We start from the raw sequence: 17,692 nt of genomic DNA, 5'->3' as shown, positions 1-17,692 counted from the left end.
TTATTTTTTATAATATTTATCATAAGTCTTTACTAAATCTTCAGCGCTACGAATCGGATAATTCAATTCAAGATAAAGATTGATCCATTCGAGCAAATGCGTACTGGTGCTGTTAACGGCGATTCCCAAGGCATCCGCGCGCGCTGGATCCATAATCGGAATGGTTTTTAACTGAACCGAGCGTTCAGGGTATTTCATCAGATAATTTTTAACACCGATTTCATCACGTAAAGTAGCAAGAACCTTACCTTCAAAAACAGCATTCAGGACGTCATCCCATGTCGGCAATTCAATTAACGATGCCTTTGGAAAAGCGGCCTTGGCAAAATCAATGTAAGAATTACCTTTGGGCTCAGCAATCTTGCCATTGAAATGGGACATTTCTTCCAAGGGATTAGAGAGGTCCAATCCAGCCCTACTCGCCGTCAGGCGATTCAATACAAGAACTGGCCGGACTATCACATAAGGATTTGAAAAACGTACCTTTTCAGCGCGGGCCAACGTGCGACTAATCAGACTGATTCCCATATCCGCTTTGCCACTGGCAACGAGATCGACCAGTTCATTAAAGGTTTTAGCGGAACGATCTATCGAAATATTCACCTGTAACGCTTTGGCGATATTTTTTGCAAGATCAACGTCGTTACCCGCAAGATTTCCCATGCTGTCTGCCATCAGGTAAGGAATTACATCCTTGGCATACATGGCAACAAGCAGAGTCCCCCGATCCTTGATTCTTTGCATTTCAGGCGGTAAAGGCGCTATGGAAGATGACTTGCCAGTATTAGTGACAGCTTTCGGATTAGCAGGCTGTGCAATGACAGATTGCATTCCGGTAAAAACAAGAATAGCGATGACCAACAAAAACCGTTTCAAAAACAACCTCCTGAAAATGAATATTATTTCTATTTACTCTCTGGGACAAAAGCACCGTCCCAATCACTGGCAGGAGGATGCAATTCAAAGGAACGGCAACGCTCCAGCATCAAAGCTGAGGCATGATCCTTTGGTCTCATTTCTTGCGATTGTATGAAGAGCTCTTCTGCTTCCTGCCAACGCCGCGCAAAATAAGCCTGCATACCAGCTTCGTAAATTTCTTTAAATCGTCTGACGTCGTCGCTCAACTCACCTTTAAGCGAAAGTAATTCATAGACATAAATCGATTTACGCTTACCCATCAAAATGACTTTATCGAGTAAACGCGCTTCAATACCAGAACTTGCTTCGGAATAAGCAACTTCTCCAATCAAAATACTGACCTTGTAATATTTCCCCAGCGACTCGAGTCTGCTGGCTTGGTTCACAGTGTCGCCAATTACGGTGTAATTCAGTCGTTTGGCGCTTCCCATATTACCGACGACGACTTCACCAGTCTCGATTCCAATGCGGGCATAAAAAATGGGTAATCCCTGCTGTTTCCATTGTTTACGCTGCTCTTCGAGTTTGCTTTGTACTTCCAGCGCGGCTTCGCAGGCGCGTAGTGCGTGATGCTCAACCAAGGCAGGCGCATTCCAGAAAGCCATGACCGCATCACCAATATATTTATCTACCGTTCCTGAGCCATCCTGAATGACATCGCTTTGCAAACTGATGTATTCACCAAGGTGAGGAATTAAGGCTTCTGCACTCATCTGTTCTGCAATGCTGGTAAATCCAACGATGTCAGAAAAGTACACCGTTATTCGTTCACGCCGCCCACCAAGTGCAGCCTCTTCGCCAGATTGAACGAGAGTACGGACAAGATCTGCGGGTACAAATTTTCTGAATGAGCGAAGTCCCGCCTTCATGCTATCAAAAGCGGTTGCCATTTCGTGTAATTCGCGGAAGCGGGTTTGAAGCCCGAGTGAGCCATCCACATGGAATTCTCTGATGGACAGCGCTTCCTTCGTCAGACTTGCTAACGGCTGCGTAATTCCCTTGGATAATCGCATGGACAGCAACAGCACAATGACTAATGCCATTGCAGAGATGAGAATACTCAAGACAAGATTACGACGAATATCACCGATAAAATCATCTTCTGGAACGACAATACCGATATACCAGTTCAGACCAAGCTCTTCAGGAATCGGCAGAAAATAGCCTATGTAATTCAAGTCTCCAGACTTAAAACTGCTAAAACGTGGAGTATTGAAATCCAGCACACGCTTCTGGTCATCCGTCGTTTTCGCGAGTAAGTTATAGCTTTCAAGCGCAGCAACATCCTTGGTCTGACTAATATTTGCTAATTTCGGCATCCCTTTTTCATCAGTAACAATCACATCTTTGTAATTGCTTAACGCAATAACTTGCCCGTTTGAGTTAACGATAAATGCACGGCCAGTTTTACCAATTTTCAGACTACCAATAAAATTAGAGAGTTCCAGCAGAGTAATATCAACACCAATAACGCCTGTGATGTCAGAGAAAATTTTCTTACCAATAACAGGACTGGACGCGGTAATGCCTAATTTACCTGACGCGAAATGTTTACCACTGGAAGAGAATAAATACGCGGGTGTCCATACTGTTGCCTTCTTTTCTTCGGCTGCTTTGAACCAAGGACGCAATCGTGGATCGTAAACATAATCAAACGTTTTATCGCTTCCGGTAACGGCACCTTCCTGATCACGAACAATAGAAATCGTGCTGATAATCGGAGTAATGAGTTTGGAAATATTAAATTTATCTTCTTCAGTGACCTTGGGCATTTTAAGCGCGATATTGACCGTATCCCGCGCCGCCTCGTCATCTTTCAGGCGAGTGATGATCTGGCCTGCAATACTTCCATCCTGCTCTCTGGTATTCAGCCGAAAATTACCTTGCTTGTCACCAAAATATACTTGAGTCACCTGAGGATAGATACTCAACTGCTTCATCGTTGTCTGATCAAAATTGCTAACGTAATCCTTATCTGTCCGCGCGGGGTCGAGAAGACTCGCATCCATGTTAGCTAACTTAGATGCGGGCGCGAGATGATTCAGGGTTTTTTCTAATACTAAAGTGGCAACGTTACCAATATAATCCTGACTCACTTTGTTCATCGACGACAGCGAGAACATGTAATTGACAAGAAAAATCAGTACCGCAGTAATAGCGACAAGAATTGCGAAAAAAACTGGCAGGGCAATTCGAAGTTGAATTTTGCGTTTCATCATTTGAATCTGTCCTGGCTAGTTTTAAAAATTCAGATGGACGAGCAGATTCAGCTCATTTTTACCTGGACCGTTCTACATACCGATCTTCATCCACACCGTTGCACACTCATCAATATCAGGCAATAAAAAGCGAGAGCATTCTGATTGTTCTATTAGAAATGCAATAAGAAATATGTTGATTAAACATGTGAGTCGTTAAGTGAATGCGACTTTACTGTAAAGCCTCAAGCAAAGAAGGCATGCTAAGTCAGCAAAATTTCATCTTAAGACAAAAGAAAAAGCATTCTCTAAAACATGCCTGGCTAATTACTGCAATTTAAATAACGTTAAAAAACAGCGCTTAAAGCATGGCAAAAGCATTTATCTCAGACCAAGGTATTTAGATAGCTAATTTTAATTGAGTTCGTAACATTCAGCAACAATTGATCCAGCTCAAAACCTTATAGCCAGTTTTAAGTTCGATTTATGAATTTTTGATGACAAATACAGGAAGAAGTGAGGGTTCGCGGAAGGAGAAAACAACAGTGAATTTCAAACGTAATCGATTAATATTGAGCTCTCTGAAAAAAGCATCAACAAAATAACGGTGAGTTAAGCAAAATGTCAACGCACGATAATTGCACTGAAGACAAATAAAAATTAAGAAACTGGCAATAGTATTCAAATACCATCAGTGCCAGTTTCTCGTCAGTAGTTGCTTCCCAATTACCGTGATGTCAGGCAATTATGGCTTTGGCTTAAACTGTGCATCGCTGATCCTGAATTTCTCACGACGATCACCCATCAGATTACGCAATTCTTTGATGCTTAAATCGCTGATTTCGTGCATACGGATTAATAATGAAGCACCGACTGGTAAACGACGATGACGGATTTTGCTGATGACTGGCGGTGCAACCTCTAAAGCTCTTGATAAAGCCGCATCATTTTTCAAATGCAATTGGTTAATCAAGGTGTCCAACAAATTATTTGGATCGTAATTGATATCTTCTGAAGTGGTATCTAGGTCTAACAGATTTGCCATGGTTTTCTCCTGTTTATAAATGACTTTTTTGTTCAGGCGTCGTTACACGCCGCCATTGCCAGGGTGCTAATGCATTCGTTTGCATACCAAACCCAAGCTTCACTGCCTTTATTGCATTCACTACGTTACTGCGTTGACGAATCGTTATCGCTTTAGCTTTACCGCGAGCAATTTTCTTATTGTCAAACTCATTATAGTGTTTGTTATCCACAATTACGGTGTGGCAAATGTTAAATGTCTTTAAAGAAATATCGACATGCCAAATTCACTACATTTATTACGAAAAGGATGCCACTCAAAAAGACAAATGGTGCAACGAATGCGATGAACAAACAGGAAAAATTGCTCATCATCAGTAACGCATATCTAAAAATGAAGATATCAATCCAGTTGTTAATACGGTTACCGATATGATGTTGACATCACAATTACAGGGCATACAGATAACAACTCAGCCGCCTCAATAAATAAAATGGTGCAATCATGAAGAATGGCGGATTTCACCTTTATGTAATCATATTACCAACATAAAACAAACGAAGCAGGGCTCCATATGACGTTTGTAGTCAACATATAAGCAATATATGGCATCTATAAAATATTGCTGCATAAAATAAGGGCAATTTGTTATCCCCTATATCTGGCGCGGCTTACGAGGGTATTTATTATCGGAGAAAGGCAAGTTACTCACATTTTCTGTGGATAACTTTTACTTTATGCACCGACTAGCTACTGCAAATATCATACAGATGTCAACCGAAAGTACATCGGATGAGCACTTTCGGTGATTGAAGAAAAAATTTATAGATGATGACCAATGGATAAACAAGCAGATTCCAGCGTCTGTTTTGCTCCCGCAAAATCAAAATCGGCAATTTGTGCTGCCATTTTAGCGACATGATCAGGAAATACATGTTCAAATATTCTGATATTGTCAGAAAATAAAGCACTTGCATCAAAATTATCCTGTGCCAATAAGGATCTCAGTTCATTGATGATCGCGTCACGTCGAGCAATATCATCATTTGGTATCGCTATTGTGCTGTCCGACTCAGCGGGTAATTTATCCTGCAGTTGCAAAATCATCTCTTGAAGACTGGCAGAAAAACGCTCCCATAACGGATCCATCATTATGGTCGAATGCTGTTCTTTTATGGCCAATTCAAGATCAGCAGACAGCTTCTGCAAGTGATCCATCCCCAACGTCCCTGCGATTCCCTTCATCGTATGCGCAAGACGCTCTGCGGTTTGCCAGTCAGCATTGAGTAGCACATGCCGGATGTCATCAGCGACTGTTTTTTGTTTCTCACAAAAACTCCGCAACATAGTGATATATGAAGCAGTTTTACCTGATAAATGCCGCAGCCCCCTTGCCACATTCAACCCGTTAATTTGTGCCAGAAAGTTCTCGGGTTCATGAATCACCATCGTTGCGCTATTGCCGCGAATAATAGCCACAACCGGATCAGATGGCTGAATCTTCGACCGAAAATCTGGTGATATCCATCGCGCCAATGTTTGCCATAAATGATCAGGTTCAATTGGCTTAGAAATATAGTCATTCATCCCGGCATTGATACAACGATCCCTGTCTGCCGGCATAGCATTGGCTGTCATTGCAATAATCGGCAAATCCTTAAATTGTGTGAACTGACGAATCGCGATGGTCGCAGTCACACCATCCATCACTGGCATCTGCATATCCATAAACACAAGATCGTAGTGTGAATGCCGGAGTTTATTTAATGCTACTTCGCCGTTTTCAGCAAGATCAACTACAAAACCAGCACCGGTAAGTAAATCTGTTGCCACTTGTTGATTCAGTTCATTATCTTCCACCACCAGAATTCGAGCTCCCTGCAAAGAAGATAACAACTCACTTTCTTTTATTGCTGGAATATTGACAACTGATTGTTGAAGCCTATTACCGCCGAGCAACTGCATTGCGGTATCAAATAAGAGCGAGGGGTTAACCGGCTTAATCAGAAAACTATCAATTCCAGCGATCGTCGCCTGACTCATCAGTTCTTCTCGTCCATATGCGGTGACCATCACAAGGTGAGGTGAACTATCCAGGCCCAGTGTACGTATCTGCCGCGCCGCTTCGATCCCATCCATACCCGGCATTTTCCAGTCGAGAAACACAATGGCATACGGAACATCGATAGCAATGGAATGCCGTATTAATTGAATTGCTTCCGCGCCGGAAGCAGCTTCGTCCACCACAAAAGTCATCGACGCCAACATATCACGCAGTACCACACGGGCAGTCTCATTGTCATCCACCACCAGAACACGCAGGCCACGCAAATCTGGTCTTGGCATCAATATGACGGGTAACATTTTGCTAAGGCTAAAGCGGGCTGTAAACCAAAAAGTACTCCCATGTTCAGGCACACTGTCTACACCGACTTCGCCACCCATCATTCCAGCCAACTGTTTAGAAATCACCAGCCCAAGACCGGTGCCACCAAATTTGCGGGTAGTGGAACTATCTGCTTGCTGAAAACTACGGAATAATTGACCTTGCTGTTCATCGGTCAAACCGATACCGGTATCTCGGATCGCGAAGTACAGCAAGACATTGGTATCACTGATTTCCTTCACGCGACAAATAATATGCACCTCACCCTGCTCCGTGAATTTCACGGCATTCGAGCCAAAATTTAACAAAATCTGTTCCAGACGCAAGGAGTCACCGATTAAATTTCGGGGAACATCAGCTGCAATATCGATGGTCAATTCCAGGCATTTCTCATTCGCTTTTCCATTGAGTAAGGTAGCAATATTCGTGGCAACGCTATCCAGATCAAACTCTGCACATTCCAGCCTGAGTTTGCCTGCTTCTGCTTTTGAAAAATCGAGAATATCGTTGATAATGCCGAGCAAATGCTGACCTGCACTCCGTATTTTGACGAGATAATCATGCTGTCTCTCGGTCAGCTCCGTCTTAAGCAGCAGATGTGACATACCAAGGACTGCATTCATCGGTGTTCGGATTTCATGGCTCATATTTGCCAGAAAATCTGCCTTTGCTCTGGCAGCTTCTTCAGCAAGCGTTCTTGCTTTCTTCATTTCAACAATGACTGCCTGCTCGGCAGTAATATCTTCAATCGTGCCCACCATTCCCTTACTTGAGTTCTGCGCGTCTATCACCTGAGCAGTCAGACGGGCACAGAAATGGGTGCCGTCTTTTCGCACGACCTCCCGTTCAAATCGGACATATCCGTCTGTTGAAAGAGTCGATTCTATTTGCTTGCCAACTTCATAAAAAGATAGCTCATCACCATAGACAACTCTCATCGATTGCCCCAATAATTCATTGGGTTCATAGCCAAATAGCTGCTCCATCGTTCTGTTGCAACGTACAATCGAGCGGTCCCGGGTAAAGACAATACCAACGGTAGCGGTATCAAAAATGGCCATCTGTTCCTGATAGGAGCGCCTTAACGCCTCCTTTGTCTCTCGCTCGACGGTGACATCCTCTATCATGCCGACCAAGCCTTTGCGTACATCATTTCTATCGATCGCCTGCACCATGATGCGCGCCCAGAAATGGCTGCCATCTTTGCGGATGAGCTCGCGCTCGGCGATATAATGACCTTGCTGCTTTAACGCTGTGGCTATAGTATCGCCAATCTCATTGAATGTTGCCTCATCAGGGTACCAGGCACGCGTAGTCTGCCCCAGTATTTCTCCTGGTTCATAGCCAAATAACTGTTCGATCATACGGTTGCAGCGAACAATATGCCTGTCGCGCACGAAAATGATCCCGGTCGTCGCTGCATCAAAAATAGCCTGTTGCTCATCATTCGCATCCCGCAGCGAATTCGCCATCACCACCAGTTCCGAAGTTCGCTCAATGACACGATGTTCGAGATCCTGACGATATTCAGTCAGTTCCTGTTCCGTTTTTTTCTGCTGCGTAATATCACGTGCAATTTTCGATGCGCCACAAACTATTCCCTCCTGATTAATGATCGGAGAAATATTGGCAAAAATGTGAATCAGATGGCCATCTTTACAGCGACGAATGGTCTCGAAATGATCTACACGCTCTCCTTCTGCGATACGTGCCAGAATTTCTGGCTCTTCATTTCGTCTATCGTCAGGTATTAACATTTGCATAGACTGGCCAATTGTCTCGTCTGCGCGGTAGCCAAATAACTTCTCTGCCCCCGGATTCCAGCTCGTAATAAAGCCTTGCAAGGTTTTACTGATAATCGCGACATCACTGGAATCAATGATGGCTTTTGCATTTAACAGAACCATCTCATTTCGCTTACGCTCAGTGATATCAGTCCAGACGACATGCAGCAAATCCTTATTCGCTTGTCGGATCACAGTCAACAATACGCTGGCAATGAAGTGTTCCCCGTCTGCGCGGATGTGTTCCCATTCAAATTCAGTTGATCCCTTTGCAAAAGCAGTGGCAATGACCTCCTTCACTTTGACTGAAGAAAGTTGTCCATCCGATTGAAACTGCGGAGAAAAATCGGCTGGCGTACGGCCAATGAACTGATTCAGATCCGTTATTCGCAGCATCGCCAATGATGCTTTGTTTGCCGCAATGAAACGACCATCTTCTACGAGAGTAATTGCCTGCAAGGTATCTTCGAATAATTTGCGGAACCGCTCTTCACTTTCGCGCAGTGCAGCAGTCTGGCGCTTTACCTCGGAACGCATCGTTCGCAGCCATATCAACAGCAATAGCAAACCCAGCATCAGCCCAACAAGAATATAGCCGCCATAACGTAAGGAAGCAAAATACCCTGAGGCAATTGCGATACCAAACCATTTTTTTTCTAACTGTAATTGCTCTTGCGAGGGAATACTGGCAAAGCCGTCAGCCACTATCTGTAATAATCCGGTATTACCTTTCTTCACAGCCCAATAAAACTGACTGACATACATCGCGTCTGTGTGCTGAAAATCGCTTTCTATCCCTGCCCGTATCAAAAAATAATCTGCTGGGCGTTGATTCATACAAAAAACGGCAACCTCGCGTACAGCTGCAGCCTTGATCAAAGCTTCATAACTGGGATATCGCTTTAACTTGGTCGCGCCAGCGTCTTGCAAATGTTGAATGCAGCGATCACCGTCTTTGACGCCAATGACAAAATTACGGCTCGATTTCGCATCGATAATGCCTGACACCGTATTTCTGAAATACAGCATCACATTCAGATCGGCATAAGGTAGCGAAAATTCGTAAAAAGGTTCACGGGCAGGAGTGCGCGAGATGGTATCGATCACGTCCGCACCACCATCCAGCATCAACTGCTGCGCTTTTGCCCAGTCCATGCCAATGAGTTCGACTTTGATACCTGTTTGCTTTTGCCACAATTGCCAGCGATCATGGATTAAACCTTGTAAGTTTCCAGACTCATCGCGCAAGGTGTAAGGAGGGAAATTATCGTCAACAACAACGGTAATTTTATTGGGTGGGTTCACCATCGAGGTCGCGGCACCTGCATCGACAGCGAGCAACGATATAAAAAAGAAAATAAATATGAATAACTGTACTCGTAAGCCGGTGAACTTCGCTGAAGAGGTCATAAGTTATCGCATATATAAAAATGGATTATTGCATCATGACATTATTCCTATGCGCATAACGTACTTTTAACAATATGTTTCGTCTGCATGGCTAGAATTGCACATACGCAATCATACAAGGCAATGTACGAGCCTAACGACTATGTGGCGTCAACGCACTGAGAGCACTGCCTTGAGAACGCTGCATTTACTGGCAACAGCCAATGCTTTCAGTCATATTTGTACAGTATCAACACGACTAAACAACGATCACCAATGCCAGCGATACCCTCAATTCCCATTTGACAATACGGATACCGCATTATCATCCGCGCATCATTTCTGCGGTTATCTTCGTAACCAGTATCCCGGATGGGCATACACCATCTTGAGCATATCAATAAAGAAACGTATCTTGGCTGGTAAATGTCGCTGCTGTGGATAAACAGCTACGATGTCATATTGCGGTAAAGCATAGTCGTCCAGCACCGTAATCAACTCGCCAGAGGCCAGCTGCGCTTCAATTTCCCACGTAGATCGCCATGCCAGACCAAGCCCTTCGCAAGCCCAACGGTGTAACAATTCGCCATCATTGCAATCCAGATTTCCAGCTGCCTTCACAATCACCGGTTTACCATGATCCTGAAAATACCACCCTCGCTGCTGGCCACCTTGCAAATTGAATGAGAGGCAATTGTGGTCTGCCAAATCATCCAAATGGCGAGGAATTCCGTGACGCTCAAAATACTCTGGCGTACTGCACACAACCCGTCGGTTACTGGCAAGTTTAACTGCCACAAAATTCGGATCAATATTGCCACCAATACGAATGCTCAAGTCGTAACCTTCCCTGACCAGATCAACAACCCGATCAGTTAAGTTAAAGGATATCTGCACTTCAGGATGTGCCTTAATGAAAGCCGGCGCATGGGGCGCCACATGCTTGCGTCCATACGCCGCTGGTGCTGAGACAATCAGGTGCCCTGTCGCCTTATGTCGCCCTTCCGAAATAATCTCTTCGGCATACCCCAAATCCGTCAGTAACTTGCGGCAGTGCTCAAGATACACCATGCCTTGTTCAGTCAAAGTCAGGTGGCGCGTGGTTCTGTGCATCAGTTTGACGCCCAGACGCTTTTCCAGAGCGTCGATTCTCCTGCCCAGCATCACAGGTGTGATGTTTTTTCCTAAAGCAGCACGCGAAAAGCTGCCTTTATCAGCGACTTCCACGAAGGTTTCAATTTGCGTCAGTTTATCCACGTCTTCTCCATTACATATTTTTTGTATCGAATACAGCGATGTTTTGTCTCATTATCAAAACCCGACTTTACTCTTATGATGCAAAACATCAACACAAATTTTGTACACAATCTACCCACTACGAGGTGCAACATGGCAAAGATGAGCGCGGCGCAGGCAGCTGCATATGTATTGGAAAAAGAAGGCGTAAGCCAGGCGTTTGGTGTTCCTGGCGCTGCGATCAACCCATTTTATGCGGCACTCAAAAAGCAGGGAAGCATACGACATATCCTCGCCAGACATGTGGAAGGAGCATCACATATGGCAGAAGGATATACCCGCGCCAAAGCAGGTAACATCGGCGTTTGCATCGGGACATCTGGTCCGGCAGGAACCGACATGATCACCGGCCTCTATTCAGCGCAGGCAGATTCCATACCTATTCTTTGCATTACCGGCCAAGCTCCACGTGCACGGCTGTATAAAGAGGATTTCCAGGCGGTTGATATCGAATCCATCGCAAAACCCGTCACCAAATGGGCTGTGACGGTACGCGAACCGGCCTTAGTACCGATGGTATTTCAGCAAGCGTTTCATCTGATGCGCTCCGGGCGTCCCGGTCCTGTCTTGATTGATCTGCCATTTGATGTACAGATGGCAGAAATTGAATTTGATCCTGACACTTACCAGCCGCTGGAAATATACAAGCCAAAAGCAACACGCGAACAAATCGCGAAAGCACTGGCAATGCTGAATGAGGCCGAGCGCCCACTCATTACCGCTGGGGGCGGCATTATCAATGCCAATGCCGCCGATCTGCTGGTGGAATTTGCAGAACTGACCGGTATTCCAGTCATTCCAACGCTGATGGGGTGGGGATCCATTGCGGATGATCATCCGTTGATGGCGGGTATGGTGGGCTTGCAAACCAGTCATCGCTACGGCAACGCGACGATGCTGGCATCTGACTTTGTGCTGGGCATCGGCAATCGCTGGGCGAATCGCCATACTGGCTCAGTTGATGTATTCACCAAAGACCGTCAGTTTGTACATGTGGATATTGAACCGACACAAATCGGACGTGTCTTTGGCCCGGATTTTGGCATTGTGTCTGATGCTCACGCCGCATTGCAGCTGTTTATCGATGTCGCAAAAGAATGGAAAGCTACTGGCAAATTAAAAGACCGCTCGGTATGGCTCTCCGAATGCCAGCAACGCAAAGCATCTATGCAAAGACGCACCCATTTCGATCAGACTCCAATCAAGCCGCAGCGAGTATATGAAGAAATGAACAAAGCCTTTGGCCGTGAAACTTGCTACGTCAGCACAATAGGATTGTCGCAAATTGCAGCGGCCCAATTTCTACACGTGTACTACCCACGTCACTGGATCAACTGTGGGCAGGCTGGCCCGCTGGGTTGGACGATACCTGCGGCACTCGGTGTCTGCGCAGCCGACCCGAAGCGCCAGGTGGTGGCGATTTCCGGCGACTACGACTTTCAGTTCATGATCGAAGAACTTGCCGCAGGTGCTCAGTTCAAACTTCCGTATCTGCACATCGTAGTGAATAACTCCTATCTCGGCTTGATTCGCCAATCGCAACGTGGATTTGATATGGATTATTGCGTACAGCTTGCCTTTGAAAATATCAATGCTCCTGAGCTCAATGGCTACGGTGTGGATCACGTCGCCGTTGTCGAAGGCCTTGGTTGCAAAGCGATACGTGTCACCGATCCGGACAATATTGGTGCAGCCATCAAACAAGCATGCCACTGGATGCAGGAATTCAGCGTTCCTGTCGTCGTAGAGATCATTCTGGAACGTGTCACCAATATCTCTATGGGAACAGAAATTAACAATATCAACGAATTTGAAGAATTGGCAACCGAAGCAGCACATGCACCGACTGCCATCTCTTTACTGGACTGACTATCTGGACAAATCGCCAGGACAAATCACAGGAGACATGATGACGAAATTAGCTGCCAACTTAACGATGTTATTCACTGAGCTGCCCTTTATGGAAAGGTTTGAAGCTGCTGCGCGAGCAGGTTTTCGGGGCGTCGAGTTTTTATTTCCCTATGCATTCCATGCAGATCAGATTGCCGACAAACTCAGTCTGTATCAGCTTGATCTGGTATTACACAACCTGCCTGCCGGTAACTGGGAAGCAGGTGAACGCGGGATCGCCTGCCACCCTGATCGTATCAATGAATTCAGGGAGGGGGTAGACGAAGCAATTCGCTACGCCAGAGTGCTGGGGGTGAAGCAATTGAATTGTCTCATCGGCATAGTTCCGACCGGCGTCAGTCAGGAACTGGCGCAAGCCACCACGGTGGCCAATCTGCGCTATGCGGCAGACAAACTCAAGGCGGCGGGCATCCGGCTCCTGATCGAAGCGATCAACACCTTTGACATACCGGGATTTTTTCTGTCAGGTACGAAACAAGCGGCAGCGCTGATCGAGGCAACAGGTTCGGACAACATCTTCATTCAGTACGACATTTACCACATGCAGAGAATGGAAGGCGAATTACTCAAGACTATCACAGCGAACTTTGGACTGATACGACACCTGCAACTGGCAGACAATCCTGGACGATGCGAACCCGGCACCGGTGAAATCAACTATCGCTTTTTATTCGAGCAACTGGAAGCATTGCAATATGCCGGTTGGATAGGCTGTGAATACAAGCCAAAGAGCAGCACGCTTGAAGGACTGAACTGGCGCGCGATGCATGGTATTCACGCATAAACAAGCTAAAACGAACAACAGTATGGTCTGAATCAGTATCGAGTGATCGAGTGATCGAGTGATCAAGTGAATCAGACCAATATTCTGAACCAATACATATTTATCAAAAGGCAAAATCATGGCAAAAATAGGCTTTATCGGGCTGGGCATTATGGGCGCACCCATGGCGGCAAATTTACAAGCAGGTGGCCACAAACTTTATCTGCATGATCATAGAAATCCCCCTGCAACACTGATCGACGCAGGCGCAACCGTTTGCACTTCGGGTGCAGAGGTCGCCAAACGGGCAGATATCGTCATCATCATGGTTCCCGATACACCGCATGTAGAGGCGGTATTGTTCGGTGAAAAAGGTATTGCCGAGGGTCTGGAAAAAGGAAAAATCGTCGTTGACATGAGCTCCATTTCGCCGATGGCAACCAAGGAATTTGCAAAAAAAATTCAGGCGCTGGGCTGCGAATACCTGGATGCACCAGTTTCTGGCGGTGAAGTCGGCGCCAAGGCCGCTTCGCTGACGATCATGGTTGGTGGCTCGGAGGCGGCGTTCAATACGGTTAAACCGTTATTTGAATTAATGGGTAAAAACATCACGCTCGTCGGCGCTAACGGCGATGGACAAACCACCAAAGTCGCTAACCAAATTATCGTGGCACTCAATATCCAGGCTGTCGCCGAGGCTTTACTGTTTGCCTCCAAGGCAGGTGCTGATCCTGCCAGGGTGCGCCAGGCACTGATGGGAGGATTTGCAGCATCACGCATCCTCGAAGTACATGGAGAACGCATGGTAAAGCGTACCTTCAACCCAGGTTTCAGAATTGAATTGCATCAGAAAGATTTGAATCTGGCCTTGCAAGGAGCTAAAACATTGGGCGTATCACTGCCCAATACCGCGATGGCTCAGGAGCTGATGAATGCTTGTGCAGCCAATGGCATGAGTGGTCTGGATCACTCTGCTTTGTGCAGGGCAATCGAACTGATGTCGAATCACGAAATTGCGCAGGCCTGAGAGCTGCCTCATGGCGGCGAACGTTTGCTCCCGTTTTTTATGAAAGATCACCAGCATGAATACCCTTGTTCCCCGTCAGTTTTTGCTTGATTTATATGCTAGTGCAGTCAAAGCCGTTAGCGCACAGCAATGTCTGCCCCCCTTTCTGCCAAGACCATCAGCAAGCGGACGAACCGTCGTTATTGGCGCAGGTAAAGCTGCTGCTGCCATGGCAAAAACCGTGGAAGACTGCTGGCAGGGACCACTATCGGGGCTTGTTGTTACACGCTATGGACACGGTGCCGAATGCCGGAAAATCGAGATTGTGGAAGCAGCCCATCCGGTGCCAGACGCGGCTGGTCAACAAGCAGCGGCACGTATCATGGAAATGGTACAAGGGTTGACAGAAGATGATCTGGTTTTGTGCCTGATTTCCGGTGGTGGTTCCGCATTGCTTGCGCTTCCCGCTGAGGGCATCACACTGGAGCAAAAACAGCAGATCAACAAAGCACTCTTAAAAAGTGGTGCCAGCATTTCAGAAATAAATTGTGTGCGCAAACATCTGTCTGCCATCAAAGGCGGCCGGCTTGGACTTGCCTGCACACCAGCAACACTAGTGACCTTACTGATATCAGATGTTCCCGGTGACGATCCGGCCATGATTGCCAGCGGTCCCACCTTAGCAGATCACACTACTTGCGCCGATGCGTTGGCGATCTTGAACAAATATCATATCGACACACCAGAAAGCGTACGACAGCACCTGATCTCTGGAGCTGGAGAGACGCCAAAACCTGATGACCCACGCTTCCGGCGTCACACGCACCACGTCATCGCCACAGCGCAGGAAGCATTGGAGGCAGCTGCCAATACCGCCAGAGCTGCTGGTGTCACGCCGTATATTTTGTCTAACAGCGTCGAAGGTGAAGCCAGAGATATAGGTATCATGCATGCCGCCATTGCAAGACAGATCACACAACACGGGCAACCATTTCAGCCGCCCTGCGTGCTGATTTCAGGTGGAGAAACTACCGTCACAGTGAAAGGGAATGGTCGTGGTGGAAGGAATGCTGAATTTCTGCTGAGTCTCGCTGTCGCACTGGATGGACAACCGGATATCTATGCGATTGCCTGCGACACCGATGGTATAGATGGTTCCGAAGACAATGCCGGTGCGCTATGCGATCCAGGCTCTTTGGAGCGAGGAGAAGCTGCCGGTATCAGAGCACGTACCTTGCTCGACAATAACGACGGATATCGCTTTTTCAGCACACTCGACGATCTGGTCGTCAGTGGTCCTACCCGTACCAACGTGAATGACTTCAGAGCAATTCTGATTTTGTGAATACTCCAGAAGTACCTTCTCTCATTCGATGAATTGATCTGCTCGACAGAGATAGCGGCAATCACGGAGCTTGCAACCGATGCGGCCTCCCGTATTCATCGATTCACTTTTTCACCACAAGGAAATTCTATGAGACGTCAACGCAAAGCCAAGATCGTCGCCACCCTCGGTCCCGCCAGTAATACCAAAGAAGCCATACTGGCACTGTTCCTTGCTGGTGCCGATGTCTTTCGCTTCAATTTCAGCCACGGCACACATCAGGATCATCAGCTCCGCTGCGACATCGTCAGAGAGATAGAACGTAGTTATGGCAGACCGATTGCAATTCTGGCCGATCTGCAAGGGCCAAAATTAAGAGTGGGTCAATTCGCAGAAGGCAAGGTTTTTCTGGAAAACGGCGCAACATTCACGCTGGACAATGATCCAGCTCCTGGCTCAGCACAACGCGTGTGTCTACCCCATCCCGAGTTATTTTCTGTCATTAATGCAGGGCAATCGCTACTGCTTGATGATGGCAAACTGCGCTTACAAGTCTTACACAGTGATGCCACACATATTCATACAAAGGTCATCAATGGCGGCATATTGTCAGATCGTAAAGGAGTCAATGTCCCGGATGCGGTCCTGCCGATTCCAGCGCTAACGGAAAAAGACAAAAGGGATTTGGATTTTGCTCTGGACATGGGGGCAGACTGGATCGCGCTATCCTTTGTGCAAAGACCAGAGGACCTTCTCGACGCAAGAGCGCTGATAGGCCAGCGCGCAGGCTTGCTGGCAAAACTGGAAAAACCGGCGGCACTCGACAGACTGGATGAAATCGTGGCGGTATCTGATGCGATTATGGTCGCCAGAGGAGATTTGGGCGTTGAGTTACCGCCAGAACAGGTTCCCGGTGCACAAAAACGCATTTTACGCAGTTGCCGCACACAGGGTGTACCGATCGTGATTGCAACACAAATGCTGGAATCGATGATTGCGGCTCCCGTACCAACTCGTGCCGAGGCATCAGATGTTGCCAGCGCTATATACGATGGTGCAGATGCGGTCATGCTGTCTGCTGAATCTGCCAGTGGTGCATTTCCAGAACAAGCAGTTGCCATGATGAACCGCATTATCTGTGAGGTCGAAAAAGACCCGCTCTATCGCAATATGCTCGACGCCCAGCAAGTTCCACCGCTGTCAAACAAAGGGGATGCCATATGTTCCGCTTTGCGCAGTGTGACGCACATCATCGGCGCCCGCGCCACTGTCACATATACCAGCTCAGGACATACGACGCTACGGGCAGCAAGAGAGCGCCCTTCTGCCGCCATACTCAGCATATCGCCAAAGCAAGAGGTTGCGCGTCGCCTGAATCTGGTATGGGGGGTACATTCCACCGTCAACACTACGCCACTGACCATCGATGAACTGGTGAGCGCTGCCTGCCATACTGCTGTGGCAGAGGGATTTGCTCAAGCAGGAGAACATATCGTCATCACCGCAGGTATCCCATTTGGGGAGTCGGGCAGTACCAATTTACTACGCATTGCAGAAATCTGGCCCGGTACGACAACGACATAATCAACAACTACTTTTACTCTATTTCATCACTGACTGACACCACGCAGCAACCCTGGCAGCGTAGTGTCAGCAATTCTGATGGCAAGCGATGATCATGAGCATCATAGCG

10 protein-coding genes are annotated in these 17,692 nt (G+C 46.9%); 5 read left to right on the top strand and 5 right to left on the bottom strand.

Annotation, left to right across the window (positions count from 1 at the left end; genetic code table 11):
- The 5 genes from ACO0LB_RS12740 to ACO0LB_RS12720 all read right to left on the bottom strand — a co-directional run bounded on the left by ACO0LB_RS12740 (position 1) and on the right by ACO0LB_RS12720 (position 10,956).
- Positions 1-876, bottom strand: a complete 876-nt coding sequence (locus tag ACO0LB_RS12740; RefSeq protein ID WP_423049553.1) for a substrate-binding periplasmic protein — start codon at positions 874-876, stop codon at positions 1-3.
- A gap of 29 nt (positions 877-905) precedes the next feature.
- Positions 906-3,137: an adenylate/guanylate cyclase domain-containing protein gene (locus tag ACO0LB_RS12735; protein WP_423049551.1), complete on the bottom strand. Its 2,232-nt coding sequence runs from the start codon at positions 3,135-3,137 to the stop codon at positions 906-908.
- A gap of 724 nt (positions 3,138-3,861) precedes the next feature.
- Positions 3,862-4,161: a hypothetical protein gene (locus ACO0LB_RS12730; protein ID WP_423049549.1), complete on the bottom strand. Its 300-nt coding sequence runs from the start codon at positions 4,159-4,161 to the stop codon at positions 3,862-3,864.
- An 801-nt stretch (positions 4,162-4,962) separates the two neighbouring features.
- Positions 4,963-9,720 carry a PAS domain S-box protein gene (locus ACO0LB_RS12725; protein ID WP_423049547.1) on the bottom strand — a complete coding sequence of 1,586 codons (4,758 nt, stop codon included), beginning with the start codon at positions 9,718-9,720 and terminating at the stop codon, positions 4,963-4,965.
- A gap of 327 nt (positions 9,721-10,047) precedes the next feature.
- A complete protein-coding gene (locus tag ACO0LB_RS12720; RefSeq protein ID WP_423049545.1) occupies positions 10,048-10,956 on the bottom strand; it encodes a LysR family transcriptional regulator in 909 nt (302 codons plus the stop codon).
- A gap of 132 nt (positions 10,957-11,088) precedes the next feature.
- On the opposite strand from ACO0LB_RS12720, the gene gcl reads away from it, so the two are divergent.
- The 5 genes from gcl (at position 11,089) to pyk (ending at position 17,583) form a co-directional block, all read left to right on the top strand.
- Positions 11,089-12,864, top strand: a complete 1,776-nt coding sequence (gene gcl / locus ACO0LB_RS12715) for a glyoxylate carboligase (RefSeq protein WP_423049543.1) — start codon at positions 11,089-11,091, stop codon at positions 12,862-12,864.
- A gap of 40 nt (positions 12,865-12,904) precedes the next feature.
- The gene (gene hyi, locus ACO0LB_RS12710) at positions 12,905-13,690 is read left to right on the top strand and encodes a hydroxypyruvate isomerase (RefSeq protein WP_423049605.1); all 786 of its coding nucleotides are present in this window, start codon (positions 12,905-12,907) and stop codon (positions 13,688-13,690) included.
- 118 nt (positions 13,691-13,808) lie between these two features.
- Positions 13,809-14,696 carry a 2-hydroxy-3-oxopropionate reductase gene (gene glxR, locus ACO0LB_RS12705; RefSeq protein WP_423049541.1) on the top strand — a complete coding sequence of 296 codons (888 nt, stop codon included), beginning with the start codon at positions 13,809-13,811 and terminating at the stop codon, positions 14,694-14,696.
- A 55-nt stretch (positions 14,697-14,751) separates the two neighbouring features.
- A complete protein-coding gene (locus ACO0LB_RS12700) occupies positions 14,752-16,020 on the top strand; it encodes a glycerate kinase type-2 family protein (RefSeq protein ID WP_423049539.1) in 1,269 nt (422 codons plus the stop codon).
- A gap of 129 nt (positions 16,021-16,149) precedes the next feature.
- On the top strand, positions 16,150-17,583 hold the full coding sequence (gene pyk / locus ACO0LB_RS12695) for a pyruvate kinase (RefSeq protein WP_423049537.1): 1,434 nt from the start codon (positions 16,150-16,152) through the stop codon (positions 17,581-17,583).
- Positions 17,584-17,692 lie beyond the last annotated feature (109 nt).

The sequence above is a fragment of the Undibacterium sp. SXout7W genome (genome assembly GCF_049339385.1).
Lineage (GTDB): Bacteria > Pseudomonadota > Gammaproteobacteria > Burkholderiales > Burkholderiaceae_D > Undibacterium.
Note: the sequence above shows the minus strand (reverse complement) of the source record. Positions and strands in the feature narration are given on the sequence as shown.

Excerpts from the sequence above, each read along its gene's own strand:
- ACO0LB_RS12735 (WP_423049551.1), bottom strand. The coding sequence starts at position 3,137 with ATGATGAAACGCAAAATTCAACTTCGAATTGCCCTGCCAGTTTTTTTC.
- ACO0LB_RS12730 (WP_423049549.1), bottom strand. The coding sequence starts at position 4,161 with ATGGCAAATCTGTTAGACCTAGATACCACTTCAGAAGATATCAATTAC.
- ACO0LB_RS12725 (WP_423049547.1), bottom strand. The coding sequence starts at position 9,720 with ATGACCTCTTCAGCGAAGTTCACCGGCTTACGAGTACAGTTATTCATA.
- gcl (WP_423049543.1), top strand. The coding sequence starts at position 11,089 with ATGGCAAAGATGAGCGCGGCGCAGGCAGCTGCATATGTATTGGAAAAA.
- hyi (WP_423049605.1), top strand. The coding sequence starts at position 12,905 with ATGACGAAATTAGCTGCCAACTTAACGATGTTATTCACTGAGCTGCCC.
- glxR (WP_423049541.1), top strand. The coding sequence starts at position 13,809 with ATGGCAAAAATAGGCTTTATCGGGCTGGGCATTATGGGCGCACCCATG.
- ACO0LB_RS12700 (WP_423049539.1), top strand. The coding sequence starts at position 14,752 with ATGAATACCCTTGTTCCCCGTCAGTTTTTGCTTGATTTATATGCTAGT.
- pyk (WP_423049537.1), top strand. The coding sequence starts at position 16,150 with ATGAGACGTCAACGCAAAGCCAAGATCGTCGCCACCCTCGGTCCCGCC.